Below are 24,361 nucleotides of genomic sequence, written 5' to 3'. Positions count from 1 at the left end.
CTCATCTAAATGGTAGCATATACACGAAAGATCGAATAGCCAATCGGAACGACCCGTTTGTGCCGCATTTAAAATCCAAAAAGAAAAACCTGGTCCTCATGCGGACCAGGTTTTCATGGTGGAGACGAATCGGTATAGCAAATCTACAATTCGCCGCCGTGTGCAGCCTATTTATTTTTTAGATTGGCTGGGGCTTGTATTGGTTAACACCGTCAGCATTTTCTGTTCTTTAACCATTTTGGACTGACATTGAGGGCATACAGGAGCCTCGGAGAAAGCGAAATTATCCCGCATCCATCCCTTGCAGTTCTCATTCGAACAAGACCATATTTCGGTTAATTCAGTGGGCAGATCTTCTAATGGTTTTTTTCGTGAGTTGTACATATGCATCCCTCTTTCTATCCAATATTGGTTTTAAAGGCAATAAAAGTGCCCCGAACAAGTCTTGTTCGGGGCACCAGGCTCTATATTAGAGCTTTACGACATTTTCGGCTTGTGGTCCGCGATTGCCTTGTACGATATTGAATTCTACGCGTTGGCCTTCGTCCAAAGACTTGTAGCCGTCTCCAACGATTGCGCTGAAGTGTACGAATACGTCGCTTCCGCCTTCAACTTCGATAAAGCCAAATCCTTTTTCTGCGTTAAACCATTTTACTGTGCCTGTTTCCATTGATAATTACCACCTTTTTTAAAATTATATGGCATTCTTATTCTTAAATAAAAATCACATATCGTACAAGGTTATTAAATAAGTGAATAACCCTCTACGTTATGTGAATTCCGTTAGGACGCTATTTCAATATCTTTATTATAACACAGTTAAGAATGAATTGATACTTCCAAGAGGTGTAAATTCAAAAAAATTTTTTTTGCTTAAATCCATCCATCGTCTGATGATGTATTTTCCGTTTATCCACGCGGGTTCTTGCTGTTTTGGTAAGATAAAAAGAGACCCCGGAAACGAGGTCTCCTTTTCCTTTTACGGAGCTGGATACTTGCTAAAAATGGAAGTGACCTGAATCAATTCAGTTTCTGGCCGCAATTCGGACAGAAGTTAGCCCCTTCGTTCTTCGCACCACAGTTCGGGCAAAAATTAAGCTTTTTGCCGCCCTGGGAAGCTGCGGAATCCGATGTCTCCGACTCCTTCTGAGGCTGAGGCTTTTGATTCTGGTTCATATTTTTCATCATTTCGTTCGCCATGTTCATCCCCATCATCATGCCCGCCATGTCCGAAGCCGCACCGCCGCCCTGCAGCTTGCCGGAAGACATTGCGTCGGTCATGCTGACCTGCTGGTATTTCTGCAGATTGCCGATCATCTCATGGGAAGCCGTCTTCGTGATCATATCCTGGATTTCCTGCGGATAATTGAAGCTCATCACCTGGAAGCCCGTAATCGTCATCCCGTGGCCCATCACTTCCATATCGAGATCTTCGCGGATGCCTTTGGCGATCTCGAACGCATTCGCCTGCAGATTGAACATGTCCTTTCCTTCTTTGCTGATCCACTTCATCAGCAGCTGGTCCAGCACAGCCGTGATCCGGAGCTTTAAATCCTCTACGAGATAGCTGTCTTTGATGCCTGCAATTTTATCGATGAGCATCACGTAATCATTCACTTTAAAATTGAACGTGCCGTTGGCGCGGATCGGCATGCCGCCCGGCAGCTGAGGCGTCGGGATCAGCACCGGATTCTGCGTTCCCCATCTGACGGTGAACTCTTTCGTGTTCACGAACAGAACTTCCACCCTCATGCCGCTGTTGAAGCCGAATTTAAATCCTTTTAGCGTGGAGAGAAACGGAATAATGTCCGAATCAATGTTGTACTCGCCTTCATCCTCGAAAATCCCTTCAATTTTGCCGTTGTTCATGAAAATAGCGTCCTGGCCGGAACGGATGATCAATTTACTTCCTTTTTTGATCTCCCGGTTGCTCCATTTCCAAAAGATCATGTCATCTCTGAACTCTTCCCATTCCACCACATTTGAAAATTGATTCTTGAAAAATCCCATAACTGTATCCCTACCCTTCCGTTAAAATGATCCTCTGCTGCCGCTGTGCGAATGGCCGCCTTTGGTCGTGCCGCCACCGCCCGAGCCGCTGCCCGTGTTCTTTTCGATTTTCCGCTTCGTTGTCGTTGTCCGAATATAACGGTCCTGGTGATCAAGGACTCCCGAAGTACTCGCATCCTCGTATGTCCGCCCGCTTACCGTAACGCGTCCACCGGAGCGGTATGCCATGATGCCGACAACAATGCCGCCAATCACCACGGCGCCGCCTAATTGAAACCAGATATTAAAGAAAATATTGTCCGGATTCACGTCCGGCTTGTAGCCCATATATTTGTAGGTTGTTTTAATATACTTTTCGAACGCAAGCTTGTAGTCGCCATCCGTTAGATCCGGTGTTATTTTTTCGCGTATTTTATCAAGCCTTCCATCATCCAAGTATTGCTTTGCTTTATAAAATCCGGCGAGATAGATATCCCTGTGGTACAGGTCCAGCGTCAATATAACGGCATTTCCGTGGGCTTTGTCGTACCCTGGTGCCTGCTCGTCATAGAAGTCCTCCGTCATTTCCTGCACGTCTCTGCCTTCGGGGTTATCAGAAGTAAAAATGATGATGTCCGTTTCCCGCTTGGCGCCGTACTCGTGGGCCATGGCGTTCAGCTCAGACTTGTCTTCCTGGCTGAGCAGCCCGGCTTCATCATAAATCAGCTGGTTATCATTCGCTGCATGCGCCATTTGAAAAGGAAAAACGAGATAAGCCGTGAAAATCATCAAAATAGTCAGCAGGCTCCAAACGGAACGATGTCTTTTCACAAAAACCCTCCCCCCATCATCCATGAAATCAGCTTCAATGACAGGAAAGAAACCCCGAAGATTCCTGCGAACCACGCCGCCACCTTCGCCTTGCTGATCGGAGGCTTGCCCACGACTTTTCCCGTCTGGCCGTTCATGGCAAACGCATAATTGGATTTGCGGAAGTCATAGTGGACCATCCATACAGGGAGCAGGCAATAATCAGCTTGTTTGGACTCGGTATCGATCTGCTTATCGGTGTAACTGACGGCAGTGTATCCCGAAACGGTTGAAGCGATATATGCCTCGATGAATTCCCTGATCTTATCCTTCGCCCGCGGAAAAAGCGCTTCGTCGTCATAACTGTATTTCTCCGCATTGTAACCAGCGAGATACGGCGATTTAAATTCCTTGAGGCGCTCATAGGGAAATGGCTCCAATTTATCCATCAATCCATCATTCATTTTTTCCGATGCATCGATCGGCACCTTCACGTAATTCAAGCGGATCTTCCGGTAGATGTCAAAATGCTGCGTTTCGGTATACTCGTAGTCACCGCTCGTGTACATTCTCACTTTGGTGGCATGACCATGTACCTCAACATGGTTATGTAATTCATATAACCAGAAGGGCACGTACATTCCGGTGATGCCCTTGATCCGATCGGCGGACATGAATCCGCTTGGCGTCAGTAGGCCATTCCTACACCACTTCTTGAACGCCTTCACTGCTTCTTCCTTGCTTACGGCAAAGGGAATGACCATCGCCGGTGCCAGCTTCCCGGTTAGCCGGTCGCTGAGAACCACCGCGGAACCGCAAAAACTGCAGGTCGTTGCGCTTGTCTCAGGATCGGTCAATATGACGGCTCCGCAGCTTGTGCAATGATATTCCTGGGTGTTATCCTCTGAAAAATCCTGCTGCTTCAGAGGATCGGGGATTTGCTCAATATTGTCTTTTCTTCCGCAGCTGGGGCAAGACAGCATTCCCGTCGCACTGTCAAAGACCATGCCGCTGCCGCAGTTTGGACATTTGTATTCGATAACCGGCATCTGTTCACCTCAATCAAAAGAAACTGATTAATCCTTCTTATTCATTTTTGCTTTGATTGCCGCCAATTCATCTTCGGCATTGGTAGTCGCGTCCGTGTCTGCATCTGTTTGTTTGTTCGAATCCTTCTCGAGCTGCGCGATCAGCTCATCCAAGTCGTCTTCTTTTTTCCCTGCCCGGAGTTCAGCCAGAGCTTCTGCCTCGTTCAGCACCTGGTTCGCTTTTTCTTCCATAGCATTGAATGAGGAGGAGACTCTCCCGGAGGACGAGTTGCCCGTATTCATGCCCTGCTGCAGCCTCGCAGCGGCCATCTTTCCTTTCAGGTCCAAGCGCCGCGCTTCCAGCTGTCCGAGATCCGACACCAGCTTATCCTGCATTTGCTGCATTCTTGCAGCATTGGAGGAGGCTTGGTCGTAAGCCGTTTGCAGCTCGTTTTGCTTCCCAGCCAGCTTCACTTTTTTCTCCAGGAATTTCCTGGCTTCTCCCTCATTCCCCGCTTCCACCGACTTCTCGGCATACCGCTGCAGCTTTTTGATCTCGTCCTCGCACTCATCCAGCGCCGCCCTTGCCCTGCGCTCATTGGAGAGCAGCGAAGCTGTCTCTGCTTTAACCGCTCCCAGATCCTTGTTCAAGTTTCGCATATATTCATCAATGGTCTTTTCCGGATCTTCCGTCCGTTCCATCAACGAGTTGATATTGACCTTCATCACATCCATAAACCTCGATAAGATTCCCATGATGAGCTGCCTCCTCGACATTTCCGTTTATCCTATAATACCGTAATTTTAGGGGAAAGGTTTCATTTGCGAAAGATCAAGGTGAAATCATGAAGCGTACTTACGTGTACCCGCCCGGGCTGCTAACTTCATTTCTGGCCGCAGTTCGGGCAAATGCCTGCTCCTTGGCAATTCACGCCGCAATCAGCCTGCAATTCATCCATCATTTCCAGAATCGCGTTCATTCCCATCTTCGAGACTGTAATAGGAGTATTCTCTTATCTTGATATGAAATGCTCCAACAAATTTTCTTTATATTCCATTGTTTGAAGAAACTAGGTCTAACCTAATAATACATCAGAATTAGGAAAAACGATTCATTTTTCAGTGTTTGTTCCAGGTCATTTTCAAGTTCCGCAAATCGGTGTAGATCAGCAGCAAGCCACGTGAAGATTGTCTGTATTGATGCCCCGTTCCGGAAGATTCATAGGCTAATATAGGTGACAGGCCTTCTCACCTATTCATATGCTGATTAAGGAATGGGGGGAGTATGATGAAATACAAAAGCACGTCTATTAAAAGTAAATGGACGAAAACCAAATGGCTCTTGCAGCACCCGAATTTAAGCAAGCATATTCCATCAACAATGCAATTTAATAAACAACATTTAGAATCCATGCTTTCTGCGTATTCTACTGTCTATTTCAAACCTACCACCGGCTCAGGCGGAGCTCGTATTATTCGGATTAAAAGGAATGGGAGCGGATATCAAACACAATACAACACTTTCAAAGTAAACCATTCTACCCTTGATCGTTTATATGATTATCTGAATCGTTTTTCCAAGCGCCGGTCCTTTTTGCTGCAAAAAGGGATCCATCTGGCCAAGACGAACGGTAAGCCTTTTGACATCAGAGTCATGGTTCAGAAAACGAACAGCGGTAAATGGGAAAGCACGGGTATTTTCATGAAAATAGCAAATAACGGCAAAATCGTCACCAATTATAATCAAGGCGGAAAAATCGGATACTTCCGTCCTGCACTGTCTGGGGCAGGCTTCGATACCACCTCGATCAATAACATAGAAGCCGAATTAAAGCGGATGGGCGTCACCGTCGGAAAACAATTTGATCGTTATCATGGGGGATTCAAGGAGCTAGGGCTCGATGTAGCCTTGGATTCTAAGAGAAAACCTTGGATTCTCGAAGTAAATACGAGACCTCAAATTTATCCATTGTTAAATTTGAAGGACCGGAAGCTGTATCAACGCATCCTTTCCTATGCGAAGCAGTATGGGAGAAATAAGTGAATTGGAAGCAAGGCAAATAGGCCACCCGTACCGGGCGGCCTATTCAGCTCATTGCACGTTCCTACATTTATACTTGCTTAAACTCAATCCAGTCGATTTGCAATCCTGGTTTCACGAAATCCAGTTTCAATTCATACAGACCTGCTTCGAGTTTGATTTTAACAAGCTTCTGCTTGATCCATCTGCCGTCTGTACCGTTCGTTTGAATGGTCGTCATCGACTCATCATTCAGCGTCACGTTGCATGCGCTTTGCGCAAGTTCAGATTCCGGAGACATGATGCGGACAATGATCCGGTACTCGCCGGCCTGATCCACCTTCACAACTGTCGATTCGGCTGCAGTAGGCTTCACCTGGGCGTTATCGGACAAGGCTTGCGCTTCTGTTACCGAGAGGGACGGATCACCCGTGAATGCGGCAACCACTTCTTCAATCACCTGTTTGCGGGAGAATACCGGTGCATGCATTATAAATTCGCAAATGTTGATGGCGCTGCGCTGCAACTCTCCGCGGGTCAGCGTACCATTTGCCAGGGATTCCAGCGTATTGTCATCCCATGCGTTGATTTCCGCGCCATAGTTCATGACTACCATGTACAGATCGTTTTGCGCGCGGACCATCCAATTTGTATATTTCCGGTCTGCAGGGCCTCCGTTCACCACGTCATTCATAATGGCCCACCAGTCCGTCATGACGATGCCTTTGAATCCCCATTCTCCACGAAGAATCGTGGTGTTCAAATCATAGTTTGAAGCCGCCCAGTGTCCGTTCACCGGATTGTAGGAGGTCATAATGGAGTTCGCTCCACCCTCTTTTACCGCAATTTCGAAGCCCTTCAGATAAATTTCCCGCAAGGCGCGCTCCGATACGATAGCATCGACTTTACTGCGGTACTTCTCCTGGTTGTTGCAGGCAAAATGCTTCAGCGTCGCATTAGAGCCGCCCTTCATGATTCCGCGCGTGCAGGCGGCAGCGAATGCCCCGGAAACCAGCGGATCCTCGGAAAAATACTCGAAATTCCGGCCGTTAAGCGGACTGCGGCGGATGTTGAGCCCGGGTCCTAGCAGCGCATCCACATGGTAGCCAAGCAGCTCGCGGCCCTCCATGACATACAGCTCTTCGACGAGCTCAGTATTCCAGGTAGCTGCAAGCAACGTACCAATGGCCACCTGCGTCGCTTTCTGTCCGCTGTCCATGCGGATCCCGGATGGGCCGTCAGCCGTGCAGGCCACCGGAATGCCGTAATGCAGCAGACTATCGCTGACTCCGCCGAAGGCCGATGCCGTACCCGGGGTCACCAAAGGACTACTCATGCCTTCTCCTCGGACGATAACAGCCAGATCCTGATCGCTCAGCTGTGCGATAAAAGTCTCCATGCTGACCTTTCCTTCATGCACGTCTCGTAATTTGTAACCCTGATCACCGGTTTGCAAAAGCGTCTGCGGCAGATTCTTTTCAATCCGTTCCGCCATCGAAATGCTGCGCGTCGGCACCTCCGCATAGGTCAATTCATATGAGCCGTCTTCCTTGCGGACACCTGGCTTCATTCGCTTAAAGCTTTCAGTCGGCGCCATCGCCTCCTGCAGCTGCTTCACGACTTTAAAATCTTCCACGACGTAACCGTCTTGTGCTCCGACGCTGACTTCCACGAGATCTCGGACGCTGCTTCCTGCAAACAAGCGGTACGTCCCAGCTTCCAGTACATATGCGGAAGAATGTCCCGTCACGCCGGCGTCATCATAAGAGGCCATGGCATGTGCCGGAAAGCTTATCGTAAGATGCTGCGATTCACCCGGCTGCAGTTTCTTGGTCTTACCGAATGCTGCCAAAGCTTTGGCTGGTTGGCCCAACATCCCTTGCGGCGCTTCCGCATAGATCTGGACGACCTCTTTTCCGGCATAAGTAGTCCCGATATTTTTAACCGTTACGCCGACTTCAAGATACTCTTCTCCATCTTTGGTTACTCGTTTGCCTTCCTCCGGCGAGAGGCTAAATTCGGTATAGGACAAGCCGTAGCCGAATTCGAACTGAACCTTATCCGGGCAAAACGTCTCGAAGTAGCGGTATCCTACGTATATATCTTCCTCATAAAAATTTTTAAACTCATTGCCGTAGTTGCGGGTCGACGGATAGTCTTCGATGGAATACGCGATCGTATCCGTTAATTTGCCGCTCGGTGTTACTTCTCCGACCAGGACGTCGGCAATCGCGTGGCCGCCTTCCATGCCGCCCTGCCAAGCGTAAATGACGCACGGAATCGGGTGCACGTAACTTTCATCGTTCAACCAGCTCATATCGATAATGTTGGATACATTCAGCACAACGACGGTCTGCTCAAAATGGGCTGCCACCTGCTTCAGCATCCCCTTTTCTTCGGCCGTTAACAGATAGCTGCCCGGTTCACTTGCGTTATCCTGGTCCTCACCCGCCGTGCGTCCGATGACCACGATCGCCTTGGTGGAGATTTTTCTGGCTTCGGCCACCAGCTCATTGGTCAAAGGCATTTCCTTCTGGTGCCACGGCTCTGCCGCCCAGCCACCTCCGCCGTTATCGAAAGGATTTTGTTCAATCCATTGTTCATATACAGCCGCTAACTCTTCATTGACGATAATATTATTTTTGCTGCGCAGACCGTCCAGCAGATTGGTCGTATGCGTAACATGGACACTGCCTCCCGAACCTGTACCGCTGCGATAATAATTCACCTGCGTTCTGCCAAAAACTGAAACGTTTTCGGTTTGCTTAATCGGGAGAACATTCCCTTCATTTTTCAACAGTACGGCACCTTCTGCGGCTACCTTTCTGCTGAATTCGGAAAATCCTTCTAATGGGGCTCCAAATTTTTGTGTGCTCAAAGTATTCCCCTCCTGGTTGGATGTCTCTAACCTCTATATAAAGCTATGTAAAAACGGTCGTGACGACTTACGCATTCCATATTTTAAAGAAATATAGGTCGTCGAACCATCTTGTATATCAAAAACATCAATAAATCATGTGATCAAACTTTGAATCCAATTTATATAGTATCATAGCAACAGATTGTACAGAAGCAAATAAAATCGGTTACAAGTTCTATCTCCTTCAGGGAAAATAGCTTTTCTGAGGATTCGCTGTCTAATACGAACCCATGTTTTTTATAAAAATTTAAATAGGGCTGTAACGAATACAGTCATTTTCGGATATATCGCTTAAGGAGGTGAATGAATGCAGGACACCGAGGAACTCTACAGGGAATATTCGACGCAAGTATACAAGTTCGTTTTTAGTTTATGTCATAGCCACTTGCTGGCGGAAGAGATCACCCAGGAAACCTTTTATAGAGCCGTAAAATCCATACATAGATACGATGGAACCTGCAAGGTGTATGTCTGGCTGTGCCAAATTGCCAAGCATGTGTGGTATCAGGAGCTGGATAAGCAGAAAAAGAGACCGGCTGATGCGTTCATGGACATGCCCCTAGTCGATCCGATTTCCCCGGAATCTCAGTTCATCATGGCTCAAAATAAAATGGACTTATACAAGCAGCTTCATTCCCTTGACCCCAATACCAAAGAAGTCATGTACCTGCGCATGACCGGCGAATTCAGCTTTCGGGAGATTGGCGAAATTCTTGGAAGGGACGAAACGTGGGTAAGAGTGACCTTTTACCGCGGAAAGCAAAAGTTAATGAAAGGAAGATCCTCATGAAATGTGATATGGTTCGGGACTTATTGCCTTCCTATGCTGAACAACTCACCTCTGCCTATAGTAACGACGAGATCGAGAAGCATCTGAGTTCCTGTATGGAATGCCGCCAGTATTACCAGCAGATGACGGAGCCGATCGGTTCGAGCCTACCCATCCTGGATGCGGAAGAAGTAGAGAAACTCGATTACCTCAAAAAAGTGAGGAAAAAGAACAAACAGACCCTTTTTCTTTCCATCTTTGCCGTACTTGTATTGGTCATGGCCGTCATCGGACTATTTGCCATCGGTCTACCGGTGTCCTCCAAGGATGTGAAAATTTCTTATCAGAATGTCAACGATCGTTTGGAGGTTCATTTAACCCTTGAAAACGGTAAGGATTTGATATTCTCGAATAAAAGCAAATTCATTTATGATGAAGATCATAACGTTGTAGGATATGAGACTCGTTACACGCCGAAAGGCGTATTCCACAATCCGTTCGATGATGTAGGAAAAGAGATGATGCTGGGGATGCAAAATCACTCCTCATCGGATTATAAAAGTATCTTCATTCTGGAGTTTAAAGATAAAACGATGACATTTGTAGATGGGATTTTGGTGAAGTGACATTCTGACCAACCCGTCTTCGGAACCTGATCCGATGGCTGGTTTTTTTTATTCTCAACGATACCCTAAACATCCTTGCAACAACTTCCAGCCCGAGTTAATCCTCCATTTACAAATGGAATGTATACTAATCGTTAAGAAAGGTGACGATAACACGCACCTGAAGAAAGGAGATTAATATGGGAATTCATACGTATTTTCAATCGCTAAATGACCTCGAGCGCATTATTCGCTGTCCCGGTAAATTCAAATTCGAAGAGCACAGCGTATCCGCCCATTCCTGGAAGGTTGTGCAATATGCCAAAACACTAGCCGACATTGAGGAATCGAATGGAGTCGTCATCGACTGGAAAAAGCTATACGAGATCACGAGCAGCCATGATTACGGAGAGATTTTTATCGGGGATATCAAGACGCCTGTTAAGCATCATTCCCTGGAGCTTCGGGCCATGCTGCAGCAAGTGGAGGAAGGCATGGTCGCCCATTTCATCGACGAGCATATTCCTGAGGAATTCAAGCCGATTTTCCGCAGACAACTGCGCGAAGGCAAGGATGATTCCGTTGAAGGACGAATCCTCGAGATTGCTGACAAAATGGATCAAGTCTATGAGGCTTTTGCAGAACTTGCGCGCGGCAACACCGAAAAGGAATTTATCGTCATGTATCGTAATGCCCTGATCAAAATCAAAAGCATCGAGCTGCACTGCGTAGACTACTTCTTGCAGCATATTTTGCCTGATTTGGTTCGCGAAGGATCCCGTTCCCCGATCAATATTGAACAAATCACGAACGAAGCTCTATCCTCTTAATCTCTGCGCTCTTTTTACTCCTTTATACTCCATTTCAACCCCGGATCACTCATTTTCTTTCCTCTCTTTTATCTTCAAAACTCCGTTTATTTCGCCTTGTATCCTATTTACTCTCCAATATCCTTTTTCCCACTTTCCATTCTTACGTATTTTCTCCGTTACGCACAAAATCCCCGCAAGTTCTTTTAGCTCCACTTCCCTCTTCATAGTTTCAATTTCTTCCTACATATGAACTTAAGCAGCCCCTGTTTTGGTGCTCCTATCCCCCTATTTCCTATTTCTCTCCCGTTCACCATTAACATTTTTGAATGAAAATTCCGAAATATTATTTAAATGTATTCCTATTATTTTGAAAATAAAAATCAGTAGTTCTAGCAACAAACATACATATGAGGGGGAAAGGCCCATGAAATGGATTGCCAATCAAAAAATATCGCACAAGATCAACAGCTTAATCGTGCTTTCTTTGCTTTTTCTGGCTGTCACTGGAACGATCGGGTTCGTATCTTTAAAGGCCGTTAATGCCAATGCGAAGGGAATGTACGAAGACAAGATGCTGCCGAATGAAGCATTGAGTCAACTCATTACGACCAGCACTCAGATCGATACCTATCAAACCAAGCTGCTTCTGGGGGATGCCAGAGTGGATCGTGCGGGCACAACCGCTAAGCTGGACCAGCTGAAAGAGCAGGATGCAGCGACGAGAAAGCAGCTTGAGGGTTATGGAAAGAACGCCGTGGATCAGGATCTTTACAAGCAGTATTTGAAATTAGTCGATTTCGGTGAAGAGCATTATAAGCGCGTAAAAGAGCTGCTGAGCGAAAACAATGCGACGGAAGCCTATGTATACTATGATTTGAATTTCAGGACAAATATTGAAAGCATCGTAACCGTGTTAAGACAAATGAAGTCTACGAATCTGGAAATTGCAGAGCAGTTTAATCAGCAAAACAGTGAGCAGGCCCGGAGTATAATGGCTCTCGAGCTAATTGTCGTGCTGGCTGCAATCGTGATCTGCGGTACGGCAGGCCTCTACATATCCCGCATGATTAACAAGCCGATTAAAGAGCTTCAGAAGGTGATGGCCATGGCGGAATCGGGTAACCTCGCGGTCAAGGGCAGCTATCAATCCAAGGATGAACTAGGAGAACTCACGAAGAGCTTTAACGGCATGATTGGAGCGATTCGCGAAATGATTTCCAACATGACCGCACAATCATCCGTGATTGCCGCCAATACCGGAAAACTGCTGTCTAACGCCGAAACCATGACCCTACACTCTTCCCATAATGCCGAAGATCTGCAGGAGGTCGCATCGCAGGCAGTCATTCAATCCCACAGCATTCAGGAGAGCAGCCGAGCCGTGGAGGAAATGGCCGCCGGAGTTCAAAAGATTACGGAAGCCACCGCATCCGTTGCGGACTTTGCCAACCATTCCTCCAGACAGGCCGACACGGGCAGCGAGCGGATCGAGCGTATTCATGGCCAGATGAACGCCATTCTGATGAGCTCGAAGGAGACGGAGGAAGTGATCCGTACCTTCCATCAGCAGACTGAAGACATTGGAAAAGCCGTGCATACGATTCAGGAGATCGCGGAGGAAGTCAATATCTTGTCGCTGAACGCTTCGATCGAAGCGGCCCGTGCAGGGGAATACGGAAGAGGATTTGCCGTGGTCGCGGAGGAAGTGAAGCGGCTTGCAGACCACTCCAAGCAATCCTCCCTGGACATCGTGAAGATCGTGAACCGGATTCAGGAGCGCTCCTCGCATGCGGTCATGCTCGTTGATAAGGAGCAGCACGAGGTGCAGCGGGGCATGACGGAGATGCACGCAGCCAAGCAGGCTTTTGAAGAGATCAACGCGTCCGTGCAGCAGCTGACCGAGCAGTTGCATGAAGTGTCCGCCTCTGCGGAGGAAATTTCGGCAAGCACGGAAGAGGTTACGGCTACGCTTCTCCATTTGAATGGAGCGATCGAACAATCGTCGAACCAAACTGTGCATGTTGCCCAATCGACGAACGAACAAGTAACCGTCATTCAGCATATGAAGGATGATGTGCATGACTTAAGCGGGGTCGCGGTCGAGCTTCAAGGGCTGGCCCGGAAGTTCAAGCTATAAAAAATAGGGCCTGACTCATTCCGGAACCGGATTCGTGAGGAAACCGAGAACTTGTTAAAACGCTACTGACACTACGTTATCAGTAGCGTTTTTCTATGATCGGAATTCCATTTTTGAAGGGTTAAGCCAAGATCCTCGCGGCCGCCAACGCGCCGGGTTTCATGCAACAGCCTGTATCGATCGGAGTGAATTGGGCTGGACCTTCAACTCACTATTGGAAATGCATTATCCCTCCATTTCCAGCGAATACTAACGGCGAAATGTTAATTTCCCAGTCGTTAGGAGCTAAGAACGATGAACAGCCATGAAAAGCACAAATACCATTGGCCACGGATCGGCAAACGGCCGAAGCCTAAGCTGCATCAAGACGACATTACCATCGTAGACGCGAGCATGGCGAGAAAAGCCGTTGTCGCCACGGCCTTGGGCAACGCGATGGAATGGTTCGACTTCGGCATCTATTCCTATCTTGTCGTCGTGATCGGAAAGGTTTTCTTTCCGTCCTTGAGCGGCTCCGTGCAGCTCATTTATACATTCGCTACGTTTTCCATTGCTTTTGTCGTCAGGCCTTTTGGCGGATTGTTCTTCGGACGTCTTGGAGACCGCTGGGGGCGCAAAAAAGTGCTCACCATAACGCTGCTGATGATGGCCATCTCCACCCTCTGTATTGGTCTCATTCCAAGCTACGCATCGATCGGAGTAACCGCATCGGTATTACTCTTGCTGGCCCGGCTGGTACAGGGCTTCTCCACCGGGGGCGAGTATTCGGGAGCGATGACCTTCATCGCCGAATCGACGCCCGACAAAAGGAGAGGCTTTCTATCCAGCGGACTGGAAGTGGGAACCTTGATCGGTTACATTGCCGGCTCCGGATTGGTCACGCTGCTGACCTATCTTCTCGGTTCCGAGCAAATGGTGGCTTGGGGCTGGAGAATTCCCTTTTTCGTTGCGGCACCGATTGGTTTGGTCGGGCTGTATCTCCGCAGACATTTGGAGGAAACGCCTGCTTTTGAAGCGATGGAGAAGGCCAAAGATGAGAATAAGCCGAAGGTGCCGCTTAGAGAGCTGTTATCGAAGCATTGGAAGGTCATGCTGATCTGCCTCGTGCTGGTCTTTTTCTTTAACGTCGTCGATTATATGGTGCTATCCTATATGCCTTCACATCTGACCGCCGTGCTGGGATACGGGGAAGCCGAAGGGCTGCTGCTGATTCTAATCGTCATGTTTATCATGATTCCGATCGTATTGGCCATGGGGCATTTCAGCGACCGGATCGGCAACAAACGAATTATGCAGATCGGGCTCGCGGGGCTGCTGGTGCTCTCGCTTCCGGCTTTTTTATGGATCGGCAGCGGCAAGCTGGGGCTCGTGTTTCTGGGGCTGCTGATCCTGGCCGTGTTCCTCACCTGCTTCGAAGGAACGATGCCTTCCGTGCTGCCTGCGCTGTTTTTTACCGATGTCCGGTATGGCCTACTAGCGATCACGTACAATATTTCGGCGTCCTTGTTCGGCGGCACGACCCCTCTCGTGATGGCTTGGCTGATTAACCTGACCAAGAACAACCTCGTTCCGGCCTATTTTTTGATCGGTACGTCCATCATCGGCTTGGTCGTCGTGACGGTATGGTTTACCGAGACTTCAGGCAAAGCGCTTCGCGGGTCCCCGCCTGCCGTCACGGAGAAGCATGAGATTAAGGAACTGCTGGAGGAACCGGAAGAGGCGCTGTGGTGGCATGAGGAACATGCCTTGATTCAGGAATCCGGAGCAGGTCCGGAGGAGAGGAAATAGACCGGCTGCTTCAAGTTATTTTGATGTAAAAAACCACCGCCCCTCTTCAAGTAAGGAATGCGGTGGTTTTCATCCAACCCAAAACATGCGCTGAATCAATAAAAACCAAGCCAGCCTACTCTTCCATGCGGAAAAGAGGCTGGCTTGTTCTGTTAACCTTTGAATCGGTTAGTTGGCACTCCGGTTATCGATCAGCTTGGACTTGATTAAAAACCGCTGCACAATCACTGCAGTTTCAGCCCGGGTAAGGTTCCCTGCTGGCTTCAAGCCTTCTGTCGATCCTTCCACAAGTCCATTCTTCACGGCTGCGGCAATGGCGGGCTTCGCCCAGAAAGCTAGCGCTGCACGGTCTGCAAACGGAGACAGCAGCACATCTGCGTCTAATCCGTCCGCTTCAAGTCCAGCCAGCTTCATCGCCCGGGCCATGATCACCAATGCTTCCTGCCGGGTGATGGTCTGATCAGGAGCGAACGTCTGATTGTCGTAACCCTTGATCAGGCCGTATTCCACTGCCTTCCCAACAGGGCCAGCAAACCAATCGCCGGACTTGACATCGGTGAACTCTGACTTGCCGTTGTCTTTGTCAGATAAGCCTAACGCTCGTACAACGACAGCAGCGAGCTCTGCCCGCGTAATGAACGCATTGGGGCTATAATGGTTGCCATCGCTCCCTTTGACAATCATTCGGGAAACCATGTCGTTTACGGCCTGCTTCGACCAGTGCCCTTCCATGTCCGCAAAAGCCTTAGGATTCCATATGAGGAAGTAGTCACTGTTAGTGAGACTTTTCACTACCGCAACATTCTTCCCTTCACGAGTCGTAATATAGGTTGGGACATGGCGTACGCTGCCGTCCGCGTCCAGCACCGCAGCCGTCGTCACCTTGCTGGGGTCGAGGCCGGCGGGAAGCGGAATTTCGCGTTCCACGTAGCTGCTGAATTGCTCTACGTTTACCGTTTTACCATTGTAAGATGCCGTTACATTAAAGGATACGGGCGGAGCCGTAATCGCAAAGTTCCCTTGGGTTGCCGCAGCCTCTGCGAGAGCCGCCGCGGCCTCATCGCTCTTGGCAATCTCCACATGTACGACAATGTCTGAAAGTTTGACTTGTTCGCCCAGTTTAGAGGAGATATTATCGATGGCTATTTGTCCGGCAGGCAGCTTGTAAATTCCGTATGGCGTCTGTACCTCCAAAACCGCCTGCTTGGTTTCCATGCTCTTCACTGCTTCTCCGGTCAGTACCACCGACACCTTGTCCACGCTTGCGGTAACTGGAATAATTACGGTAGATTTATCCGCCGCCTGCTTGAGCTGATCAATCAGCTTCGCTTGGTTGATTGTGGCCGTCAGCACTGACTTACCGTTTTCTTTGGTGGTCAAGCCTGTAGCGATTTGGTCCTTCACGACGCCGTCGACGATGACTTGAAAGCCGTCGGGCTTCTCAGTATTCGTCGTACTTGGAATGGATGGCGTGCCAGAGTTATTCGAGTTGTTCGAGTTGTTCGAGTTGTTTGAACCATTACCTGCCCACTTTGCATACAGCGTCACATCGGACGTAACCGTATCCGCCGCGAAATTCCATGCATGCGTTCCCGCCGCTTCTTTGTACCAGCCTGCGAATGTGTAGCCCGCTCTCGTCGGCGCTGGAGGAGCGCTGATGATCGTGCCGCTATCCACGTTAGTGATGCTGGAAACTGCACTGCCTCCCTGCGAGTCGAACGTCACGATGTGTTGTACCGGTCCCTCTTTTACCGTAACTTTACCGGGAGTCAACGTTTTTTCCATCTCGTCTCCAGCTGAATCTATGATCGAGAAAAGATCCGGCTCTTCCGTCTGCACCGTCAGTGCCTTATCGCCTAACTCCGCTTCGCTCTTGATCTTGAAGCTGATGGTGAACAGCTTCTCTCCCGCCGCAATCGGCGTATCGCCCGCATCGCTGTCTACCCATGCTGCTTTGAGCCAGCCTGCAGCGTTATCGTAGTTGGAGTCGAAGTAATCTCCAGCATTTCCTGTAACGCCTGTTACTTCCAGGGCCTCCGTGTCAAAATCAATCTGTACGCCATAGGCTGCTACTCCGTAGGAGGAGTCGGCCACTGTGACCGGTACGTCCACAGTAGACCCAGGCGTTCCGCTCACCGAGCCGATCTGAATCTGCGCCGTGTGCAGCGTCCACTTCGCGTACAGCGTCACATCGGACGTGACCGTATCCACTGTGAAGTTCCATGCGTTAGTCCCCTCTGCTTCCTTGTACCAGCCTACGAACGTGTAGCCGGACTTCGTCGGCGCTGGAGGAGCGCTGATCGTCGTACCGCTGACCACATTGGTCGCGGGCTCTACCGCGCTGCCTTCCTGCGAATTGAACGTCACGGTATATTGCTCCTGCACCATTGCCGTCCACTTTGCGTACAGCGTCACATCGGACGTGACCGTATCCACTGTGAAGTTCCACGCGTTAGTCCCCTCTGCTTCCTTGTACCAGCCTGCGAACGTGTAGCCAGACTTCGTCGGCGCTGGAGGAGCGCTGATCGTCGTACCGCTGACCACATCGGTCGCGGGCTCTACCGCACTGCCTTCCTGCGAATTGAACGTCACGGTATGTTTAGCGCTCGCTGCCTTTACCGTAATTTTGCCGGCATCCACCGTTGTCGAGGCGATTTCTACGCCCTCATAGAGCTCATGCTTGGGCGCAGTTATATCCAAATCGCCAGGCTGCGCAGAGTCCTTGATTTTGAAATGAAGGGTGAACACTTTTGTATCTTCAATTAAAACCGGGTTGTCAACCAAATTAGCTTTTACATTGGCGATCCCCGTAATGGTGATATCCGTATCGAACGTATCGCCTTGACTGGCACCCAGTTCATTTGTAACTTCATTCCCGGGCAACAGTTCGAGCGACGCAGCATCGAATCCGATCGAAATGTCGTATTGGTTGATCATATCCTCCGGTGTCAGAAACACCGATACATCAACCAAATCTCCGGCATACCCTACTTCGCTGCTTACCTTCATCGAGTTTGACGCTGTATCCTGATCGGCATGGCCTATCGTTTTGAAGGGCAAGAACAACAGAACGACCGCCAGCATTACCGAAATCATTTTTTTCCAATGCATAGAATCAACCCTTTCCCACGGAGATGGCAAGTATCGCTTTGACATCCTCATCATCCCATTGTCCGTCGCCATTCATGTCGAGCGCCTGCAATTGCTCCGGCGTTAGCGTAATCTTACCTTTGATGTATTTGGTCAACAAAAGCGCGTCCGCAGCCGTCACCTTGCCGTCCCCATCCGCGTCTCCCATGACAACCACCGTGTAATATGCGGTATATGTCACATCAGCGGTCACCGTCGAAGCGGAAACCTGTTGGCTGCTAAGCTTCGTGATGCCTCCATCGCTGCTCCATCCTGCAAAATGGTACCCCGCCTCTGGCGTGACCGTCGGAACAGCTGCCGGATGCCCCCCGATTGTTACCTGTTCACTCGTTCCGCTGATCGTTCCGTGATCTCCAGGTGCATAGCTTACCGTCGCGATCTGCAGTGTAAGCTGCGCGCTCGCTTCCACCGAGAAGGAGCTCTCCCCATTATCGTTAATGGCCGTCACAATGAAGTAATAGGTCGTTCCACCCGCAAGCCCCTGAACAGTATAATGGCCGGTCGCGCCATCCACTGTCGCGATCGGATCAGGCCCGTACACCCCGCTGGCGGTGCCTTGATAAATCTTGTAATTCGCTACCCCAGCTCCCAAATTCCAGCTAAGCTCCGCTTCCCGATCTCCTGCAACCGCTTGTAAACCCGTAGGGGCAGCAGGCGGTTCCCGACGTTCGGACACATGAATTTTCGAGACGTCGGACCATGCTAGATACATCGCGTTGTTCAATGAGGCAAAAGAAGTAACGTTGCCGAGATTCCTGTCCGCAAGTCCCTGGTCCGCCGGGCTCCAATTCGTGCCGTCGTATTCCTCGACCCGCAGATTCCACTGGAACCCTTGCGAATTCACATCGTTCCAGACAGCAACCAGCTTCTGATTATATACAAATAAATTCGGGCTTTGCGATTGAACCCCCGCCGGTTTATCCAAATTGCCGCTACCGACAGGGCTCCAGGCATTTCCGTCGTAGCTGCTTACCTTCAACTGAGCCGGATTGTTATCCCTCCATACCGCATATAACCGCCCGTTATAGGCTTGCAGAACTTGGCTTCCAGCCGATGTCGTCGTATTCGTAATTCCCAAATTTCCCGACACGTTCGCCCAAGTGACACTTCCTGCACCCTTGACCGTTCTTTTCATGACGGGGATATAAGAGTAATACGGGCTGTCCACCATTTGCTCGCTCCAGGTTAAATAAAGATCGTCTTTATAGACTGCAAGCCGCGGCCCAAATGCCGTTACGTTTGGAACGAACGTCATATCCACCGCTTCACTGCTCCAGACGCTGCCGTTATATTTTTTCACTTGAATTTTTCGGCCCGTACTCCCGTCCGAAGTACCTATCCAAGTCGCATACAAATCACCTTGATAAACGAGGAGCACCGGCATTTCACCTCTGCCGCTGCCGCTTACCGGATTGTTTCCACTCGTCGTAGAGACCCATCCGTCCCCACAATTTTTCTTGGCCATAATCTGGTTGAACGGATACCCGAATGAGGTTTCAGCTTCCGTCCAGATGGTGTACAAGCAGCCCTGATATACAGTAAGCGAAGGACTGCTTGTACTGCTGCTCGACATAAAGTTCAGGCCACTCCCGTCATCAGCCGCCGACCACTGATTGCCGTCCCACTTCATTACTCTTATTTCTGTTTCCTGCTGCATCTGGTTATTCATATATTCCTTTTGCTCTGACCATGCCGCATACAATTGGTTGTTCCAGGTCGCGATGCTCGGGTCCCTCGAGCCGGAGTTCGAACCCGTACCCGCGCTGAGCCCGCCCCCGTCGATCGGCTTCCATACGACTCCTGGGGCGGCGGAAGCTTGTCCCGGCACCGCCAACAGTTGGAAAATCGCCCCGAACAGCATGACCAGGCTTATAATGACGGATATGACCGCCCTGCAAGCAGTGTTGTTCCTCTTCTGTGCGTTCATGTCTGATCCTCTCTTTCTGAATGTATAAATTACGGACCTCATGGTCATGAGATCGCCTGCATCTGAGTCTCATTGTAATCAGCAGCTCTCAACATTTTCACAACATTACCCCATAAAACGACAAAAACAGCCTTCAAATTGGTGTTTGAAGACTGTTTTCTCTACATTTTATGCGATTGTTGTCTGCTACTTCCGTCCCATTCGCCCCCGCTCTATTCTCCCTTCAGCTCCATCTGCTCCATCATTGCCCGCACCCGGAAAACGCCATCCTGATCCCCGGCTTGGTTCAAACAATCCGCCAGCAAATCATAGTAGGACAGCCGGCTTGGCTCCAATTCGATCAATTTCCACAGAAGCAGCGAACGGTATTCATGCGCGGCCTGATCCAGCGACGCAGTCATAAAAGACATCATGACCGATCGAAGCTCCATCCGGTAGGCATTGGCCCATTCGTAATGCTCCATTTCCAGATAATCGCCACCGTACAGTTGAAGCAACTCCCTAATTTCCATCGTTGCATTCCCCTGATCCAGTCCCCCAAGGAGCTCCTCCAGGTCGCCGCGGATGGCCGACGAATCAATCCAATACCGCTCGTCACCGTATTTCACGAATCCGTCGTAGCCTTCCGCCTTGAATAGGCTCCGCAAGTAATAAAGGGACGTATGCAGCAGCTTTTGTCCACGTTCCGCCGAATCATCCGGCCACAAATATTCCAGAATCGCGTATTTGTAGACCGGCCGGCTTCGATGATGCCAAAGCAGCGCAAACAGCTCCTTCGTTTTCTTGGTACGCCATGTCAATAGCCGTCCGTCCGGGGCGTACAGTTCCATACTGCCCAGCACTTTGAGCGACAGCCGCTGCTTATCTTCCGCTTGTCTTTCTAGTCCAGCCGCCGGACTGGCAGCACTCAGTGCGTTCCCATCCATAGAATCACCGCTTCGGATCTGCCTTTTGGCTTGACGATCCGCATAACGGGATAGCGTCTTAACAAGCTTGTCCTTGGCGACCGGTTTAAGCAAGTATCCGATGGCTGCGGTATCGAACGCATCAATCGCATACTGGTCGTGAGCCGTCACAAAGATGATTTCAGCGTCCGGACAGCATGCTGCCAGCGCTCCTGCAGCTTCCAGCCCGCCCACTCCAGGCATTTCGATATCCAAAAAAATCAAATCCGGTTGGAGAACGCCGCATCGTTCAAGCGCTTCGGCAACCAACTGAAACCTGCCGACTACCTCCACACCGCCAACCTCGGTCAGCATGATGTCCATGACATCAAGCGCGATCTCTTCGTCATCAATCAGAATGGCTCTCCACATAACGCCCCTCCGTCAAATAAATCGTGATTCGAGTTCCTTCGCCCGGGCGGCTATGAATATCCAGATTCCGCCCGTATCTCATTTGCAGCCTCCGGTTCACATTTCCGATGCCGATGCCGCCTGTCTTTCCATGCTCCAGCTGCCTAAGCGTACTTTCATCCATTCCGACTCCGTCATCCTCGACGATGATCTCAACGCCGCGATCACCGCGGCGGACGATGATATTCACCGCTCCCCCTTCGGGCTTCTGCCCGATTCCGTGGCGGACTGCATTTTCGACAATCGGCTGAAGGGTAAGCGGCGGCAGCATGGTATGCGCATGCTCATCGATTTTATAACGGACGACCAGCCGCTGGCCGAAACGAAGCTGTTCAATGGCAAGATAGGCTCGTACCAGCTCTAATTCCCTTTCCAGCGGGACTAGTTCTCCCTGAAAAACGAACGTGAACTTGGTGCGAAGATACGTGGTCAAATGCTGAATTGTCTCTCTCAGCTTATCCACGTTTTTGTAGCTGAGTCCAACCAGCGCGTTGAGGCTGTTGTAAAGGAAATGCGGGGATATTTGGGCCTGCAAAAAATCCATTTCCCGCCGCACTGCCAACGACGAAGAGCTTTTCATCGCCAGGAGCGACTGCACCCGGGCCCGAAGTTCCGCCAGTTGGAACGGCTTTTGCAAAATATCGTTAGCCCCCGCCCCGAAGGCGGCCAGAATATCGCGCGTCTGTCCCGAAGCGGTCAGCATCAGCACCGGAAGCTCCGCCAGCCCGTGCAGTACGCGGATTTCTCGGCAAATGTCTAGCCCTGATACGCCGGGCATCATCAGGTCGAGCAGCACCAAATCCGGCTGCTTTTGCCGCAATGCTGCGAGTGCCTCGGCCCCGCCAGCCGCCGTCGTATACGTATGTCCCATGGAAGCGATGGCGTCCATGGCCACTTTCAGGTTGGAAGGCTCGTCGTCGACGATCATAATATGGAACGTCTCTTCCACACCCCCAGGGATAGGCGAGAGAGGAGCTTCCGGTACCAGGTTGTTCCCGTTCTCCTTGCATTCCTCGTTCTCGGGGTATTCCATCTCCCCTATACGTTCGGCTTGTTCCGCGGCTGCTGCAGCCTCGTGCGTTCCGCTCCAGGCCAACGGCACTGTAAAGGTAAACCGCGAACCTCGGCCAACCGTAGACTCGACCTGCATATGCCCGCCCTGCAGCTCCACCAGCTGCTTGGATATGCTGAGCCCTAGGCCGATGCCATCGCGCGAATGGGAGCCCTCCTCATCATGTTGAAAGAACGGCTGAAACAGCTCATCCATGACATCGGCTGGAATCCCCCTCCCGGTGTCGCTGACCCAAACGGCCAGCAGTTCTCCTCGTATCTCCGCCGAAATCGTGACGGTTCCCCGGTCGGTGTATTTAAGTCCGTTCTCCAGCAGATTGTGCAAGATCTGACGCAGCCGGTTCTCATCGGCCAGTACCAGAGGCAGCGAAGGAGGCAGCTCGCACACAAGCCGGACGCCGCTCTTGATCGGCGAGATCGACAAGGTTTCCATGACGAAGCGCGTCGACACGTACAGATCAACCGGCTTCAGCTGCACTTGGAGCTGCCCGTACCGGATCCGGTTCATATCGAGGATATCATTCACCAGTCCGGCAAGCCGCCGCCCGATCAAATGCAGCAGCCGAACGTTCTCACGATGCTCTGCTGCAAGCGGCGCTTCCTTGTTTTCCAGCAGTACTTCCGACAGATTAATGATCCCATGAAGGGGCGTGCGAAGCTCATGCGACGTTTTCGCCAAAAATTCATCCTTTTGCCGGTCATGGATCAGAAGCTGTTCGGCCAAGCGTTCGCTTCGCAGAAAGGCTCCCCGAATCCGATCTGTCATCAGGAACGACTGCGACAGCACAACCAGCAAAAGAGTAACGATGATGTAATAAGGACTATCCAGCGCCAGCTGGTAACGAGTCTGGGCAAATACCCAACTAATGAGCAAAAAGAACACGCCAAGCAAAATATAAAAAATCTGGATTCCCTGATGACGATTGCGGAATATCGAGGCAAAGATAAACCCGAAGGCCACAATCTGCAAAATAACACCGGGCCACAACAGAACCAGCAGAAAATCATTCGGAAGACCGGCCAACAAAGCCAGATAGGCAAGGGAAACCCACTGGAATGCCCTGAACCAGTGCCCGCTTCTGTCGCTTAAATAGATGCGCACATAATGAATAAAGAACAGAATGGCCAGGTACGGGAGGATGAACAGAAGCTTTTGCAGCAAAAGAAAGGACATGGACGGAACCAGGCTTCCCATAATAATTTCATTGTCGATGCTGAAAAAAAGCCCCAGTGCCAAACAGAACAAGCTGAAAAATATCAAGTACGGCTCCCGTCGCCACTGCCTGAACATCCCGGCAAAATAAATGCCAAAAGACAGCAGCGTAGTCATGACGATCACGTCGGCCATGCGGGCGCTATCCCGCCGGTTCATGACATCGGCCGTCAATCCAAACTCAGGTGCCTGTACGAGTCCTCCTTGCAGATATCGGTAGCTTGACACCTGGATGATAATATCGATCTCATGACCATCTGCCTCGACCGATCCAAAGAACGGAACATTGCTCGGCATAAAACCGTTATCCGACAAGGCAGGCTGCCCAGTGCCTCCAAGCTCCTTGCCACCCATGTAAATGCGGCTCGACATCCTAATTTTTTTGGCTCGAAGTCCATAATCTCCAATGTCGCTCACCAAAAGCCGCAACCGGTACGTTCCGGCACCGTAGCCGTCGTTCGACACCTCTCCTTCCCATCCTCCAGGGACGGAGAAAAAATGCCGCTCCGGCTGCAGTTCCGTTCCCCGTTCGGCAGGATCGGTGAAGTCCCGAGGCGTCATCAGCCGATCCTTGTAAAATTCCCATTCACCTCGAAGGGGAATGATCCCTTGCTGCGCAAAGTTCCATTGCCTGGTATCCAGCACGCCTTTACGTGCTTCCGGGTAGTTAACGTTTGGATGAAGCCATTCATAAATGAAGACAGATGTCGCGACGGCAAATACGGCGACCATGACGATCAAACCTGACAATTGCTTTTTCATAGGCT

Annotated in this window: 18 protein-coding genes; 6 read left to right on the top strand and 12 right to left on the bottom strand. The window is 50.2% G+C overall.

Going from position 1 to position 24,361, the window contains the following annotated elements:
* Positions 1 to 171: 171 nt before the first annotated feature.
* The 6 genes from E6W40_RS21980 to E6W40_RS21955 all read right to left on the bottom strand — a co-directional run bounded on the left by E6W40_RS21980 (position 172) and on the right by E6W40_RS21955 (position 4,583).
* Entirely contained in the window at positions 172 to 384 is a 213-nt protein-coding gene (locus E6W40_RS21980; RefSeq protein ID WP_136607706.1) for a cold-shock protein, read from the bottom strand.
* A gap of 85 nt (positions 385 to 469) precedes the next feature.
* On the bottom strand, positions 470 to 670 hold the full coding sequence (gene cspD, locus E6W40_RS21975) for a cold-shock protein CspD (RefSeq protein ID WP_136607705.1): 201 nt from the start codon (positions 668 to 670) through the stop codon (positions 470 to 472).
* Between the two features lie 350 nt (positions 671 to 1,020).
* Positions 1,021 to 2,010 carry an SPFH domain-containing protein gene (locus E6W40_RS21970; RefSeq protein ID WP_136607704.1) on the bottom strand — a complete coding sequence of 330 codons (990 nt, stop codon included), beginning with the start codon at positions 2,008 to 2,010 and terminating at the stop codon, positions 1,021 to 1,023.
* Between the two features lie 21 nt (positions 2,011 to 2,031).
* Complete coding sequence (locus E6W40_RS21965) at positions 2,032 to 2,820, bottom strand: TPM domain-containing protein (protein ID WP_246073128.1); 789 nt, start codon at positions 2,818 to 2,820, stop codon at positions 2,032 to 2,034.
* On the bottom strand, positions 2,817 to 3,848 hold the full coding sequence (locus tag E6W40_RS21960; protein ID WP_136607703.1) for a TFIIB-type zinc ribbon-containing protein: 1,032 nt from the start codon (positions 3,846 to 3,848) through the stop codon (positions 2,817 to 2,819). The genes E6W40_RS21965 and E6W40_RS21960 overlap by 4 nt, the downstream gene beginning before the upstream one ends.
* A gap of 27 nt (positions 3,849 to 3,875) precedes the next feature.
* Entirely contained in the window at positions 3,876 to 4,583 is a 708-nt protein-coding gene (locus E6W40_RS21955; protein ID WP_136607702.1) for a PspA/IM30 family protein, read from the bottom strand.
* 529 nt (positions 4,584 to 5,112) lie between these two features.
* On the opposite strand from E6W40_RS21955, the gene E6W40_RS21950 reads away from it, so the two are divergent.
* Positions 5,113 to 5,871 carry a YheC/YheD family protein gene (locus tag E6W40_RS21950; RefSeq protein ID WP_246073127.1) on the top strand — a complete coding sequence of 253 codons (759 nt, stop codon included), beginning with the start codon at positions 5,113 to 5,115 and terminating at the stop codon, positions 5,869 to 5,871.
* A 67-nt stretch (positions 5,872 to 5,938) separates the two neighbouring features.
* Here E6W40_RS21950 and E6W40_RS21945 read toward each other — a convergent pair whose 3' ends face one another.
* Positions 5,939 to 8,725, bottom strand: coding sequence for a glycoside hydrolase family 3 C-terminal domain-containing protein (locus E6W40_RS21945; RefSeq protein ID WP_136607700.1), 2,787 nt, complete (start codon positions 8,723 to 8,725; stop codon positions 5,939 to 5,941).
* 349 nt (positions 8,726 to 9,074) lie between these two features.
* Between E6W40_RS21945 and E6W40_RS21940 the strand changes: the two genes are divergently transcribed.
* From E6W40_RS21940 to E6W40_RS21930, 3 genes are all read left to right on the top strand, one after another.
* Entirely contained in the window at positions 9,075 to 9,557 is a 483-nt protein-coding gene (locus tag E6W40_RS21940; RefSeq protein WP_136607699.1) for an RNA polymerase sigma factor, read from the top strand.
* On the top strand, positions 9,554 to 10,162 hold the full coding sequence (locus E6W40_RS21935) for a zf-HC2 domain-containing protein (RefSeq protein WP_136607698.1): 609 nt from the start codon (positions 9,554 to 9,556) through the stop codon (positions 10,160 to 10,162). The genes E6W40_RS21940 and E6W40_RS21935 overlap by 4 nt, the downstream gene beginning before the upstream one ends.
* Positions 10,163 to 10,341: 179 nt before the next feature.
* Positions 10,342 to 10,971 (top strand): YfbR-like 5'-deoxynucleotidase, encoded by a 630-nt coding sequence (locus E6W40_RS21930; RefSeq protein ID WP_136607697.1) that lies wholly within the window; start codon positions 10,342 to 10,344, stop codon positions 10,969 to 10,971.
* Between the two features lie 45 nt (positions 10,972 to 11,016).
* Here E6W40_RS21930 and E6W40_RS29595 read toward each other — a convergent pair whose 3' ends face one another.
* Positions 11,017 to 11,178 (bottom strand): hypothetical protein, encoded by a 162-nt coding sequence (locus tag E6W40_RS29595; RefSeq protein WP_168929004.1) that lies wholly within the window; start codon positions 11,176 to 11,178, stop codon positions 11,017 to 11,019.
* A 199-nt stretch (positions 11,179 to 11,377) separates the two neighbouring features.
* Here E6W40_RS29595 and E6W40_RS21925 point away from each other — a divergent pair, with 199 nt between their 5' ends.
* A complete protein-coding gene (locus tag E6W40_RS21925) occupies positions 11,378 to 13,090 on the top strand; it encodes a methyl-accepting chemotaxis protein (RefSeq protein ID WP_136607696.1) in 1,713 nt (570 codons plus the stop codon).
* 294 nt (positions 13,091 to 13,384) lie between these two features.
* Positions 13,385 to 14,878 carry an MFS transporter gene (locus tag E6W40_RS21920; protein WP_136607695.1) on the top strand — a complete coding sequence of 498 codons (1,494 nt, stop codon included), beginning with the start codon at positions 13,385 to 13,387 and terminating at the stop codon, positions 14,876 to 14,878.
* Between the two features lie 168 nt (positions 14,879 to 15,046).
* Here E6W40_RS21920 and E6W40_RS21915 read toward each other — a convergent pair whose 3' ends face one another.
* The 4 genes from E6W40_RS21915 to E6W40_RS21900 all read right to left on the bottom strand — a co-directional run bounded on the left by E6W40_RS21915 (position 15,047) and on the right by E6W40_RS21900 (position 24,356).
* Positions 15,047 to 17,989, bottom strand: coding sequence for an InlB B-repeat-containing protein (locus E6W40_RS21915; RefSeq protein WP_168929003.1), 2,943 nt, complete (start codon positions 17,987 to 17,989; stop codon positions 15,047 to 15,049).
* Between the two features lie 4 nt (positions 17,990 to 17,993).
* On the bottom strand, positions 17,994 to 19,955 hold the full coding sequence (locus tag E6W40_RS21910; protein ID WP_136607693.1) for a dockerin type I domain-containing protein: 1,962 nt from the start codon (positions 19,953 to 19,955) through the stop codon (positions 17,994 to 17,996).
* Positions 19,956 to 20,167: 212 nt separating this feature from the next.
* On the bottom strand, positions 20,168 to 21,271 hold the full coding sequence (locus E6W40_RS21905; RefSeq protein ID WP_136607692.1) for a response regulator: 1,104 nt from the start codon (positions 21,269 to 21,271) through the stop codon (positions 20,168 to 20,170).
* Entirely contained in the window at positions 21,249 to 24,356 is a 3,108-nt protein-coding gene (locus E6W40_RS21900) for a hybrid sensor histidine kinase/response regulator (RefSeq protein ID WP_168929002.1), read from the bottom strand. The genes E6W40_RS21905 and E6W40_RS21900 overlap by 23 nt, the downstream gene beginning before the upstream one ends.
* Between the last annotated feature and the right edge of the window lie 5 nt (positions 24,357 to 24,361).

The organism is Paenibacillus dokdonensis (assembly GCF_004916975.1).
Taxonomy (GTDB): Bacteria; Bacillota; Bacilli; order Paenibacillales; family Paenibacillaceae; genus Paenibacillus_AQ; species Paenibacillus_AQ dokdonensis.
Note: the sequence above shows the minus strand (reverse complement) of the source record. Positions and strands in the feature narration are given on the sequence as shown.

Coding starts and splice junctions, on each gene's coding strand:
- E6W40_RS21980 (WP_136607706.1), bottom strand. CDS start 384: ATGTACAACTCACGAAAAAAACCATTAGAAGATCTGCCCACTGAATTA.
- cspD (WP_136607705.1), bottom strand. CDS start 670: ATGGAAACAGGCACAGTAAAATGGTTTAACGCAGAAAAAGGATTTGGC.
- E6W40_RS21970 (WP_136607704.1), bottom strand. CDS start 2,010: ATGGGATTTTTCAAGAATCAATTTTCAAATGTGGTGGAATGGGAAGAG.
- E6W40_RS21960 (WP_136607703.1), bottom strand. CDS start 3,848: ATGCCGGTTATCGAATACAAATGTCCAAACTGCGGCAGCGGCATGGTC.
- E6W40_RS21955 (WP_136607702.1), bottom strand. CDS start 4,583: ATGGGAATCTTATCGAGGTTTATGGATGTGATGAAGGTCAATATCAAC.
- E6W40_RS21950 (WP_246073127.1), top strand. CDS start 5,113: ATGATGAAATACAAAAGCACGTCTATTAAAAGTAAATGGACGAAAACC.
- E6W40_RS21940 (WP_136607699.1), top strand. CDS start 9,075: ATGCAGGACACCGAGGAACTCTACAGGGAATATTCGACGCAAGTATAC.
- E6W40_RS21935 (WP_136607698.1), top strand. CDS start 9,554: ATGAAATGTGATATGGTTCGGGACTTATTGCCTTCCTATGCTGAACAA.
- E6W40_RS21930 (WP_136607697.1), top strand. CDS start 10,342: ATGGGAATTCATACGTATTTTCAATCGCTAAATGACCTCGAGCGCATT.
- E6W40_RS29595 (WP_168929004.1), bottom strand. CDS start 11,178: ATGAAGAGGGAAGTGGAGCTAAAAGAACTTGCGGGGATTTTGTGCGTA.
- E6W40_RS21925 (WP_136607696.1), top strand. CDS start 11,378: ATGAAATGGATTGCCAATCAAAAAATATCGCACAAGATCAACAGCTTA.
- E6W40_RS21920 (WP_136607695.1), top strand. CDS start 13,385: ATGAACAGCCATGAAAAGCACAAATACCATTGGCCACGGATCGGCAAA.
- E6W40_RS21915 (WP_168929003.1), bottom strand. CDS start 17,989: ATGCATTGGAAAAAAATGATTTCGGTAATGCTGGCGGTCGTTCTGTTG.
- E6W40_RS21910 (WP_136607693.1), bottom strand. CDS start 19,955: ATGAACGCACAGAAGAGGAACAACACTGCTTGCAGGGCGGTCATATCC.
- E6W40_RS21905 (WP_136607692.1), bottom strand. CDS start 21,271: ATGTGGAGAGCCATTCTGATTGATGACGAAGAGATCGCGCTTGATGTC.
- E6W40_RS21900 (WP_168929002.1), bottom strand. CDS start 24,356: ATGAAAAAGCAATTGTCAGGTTTGATCGTCATGGTCGCCGTATTTGCC.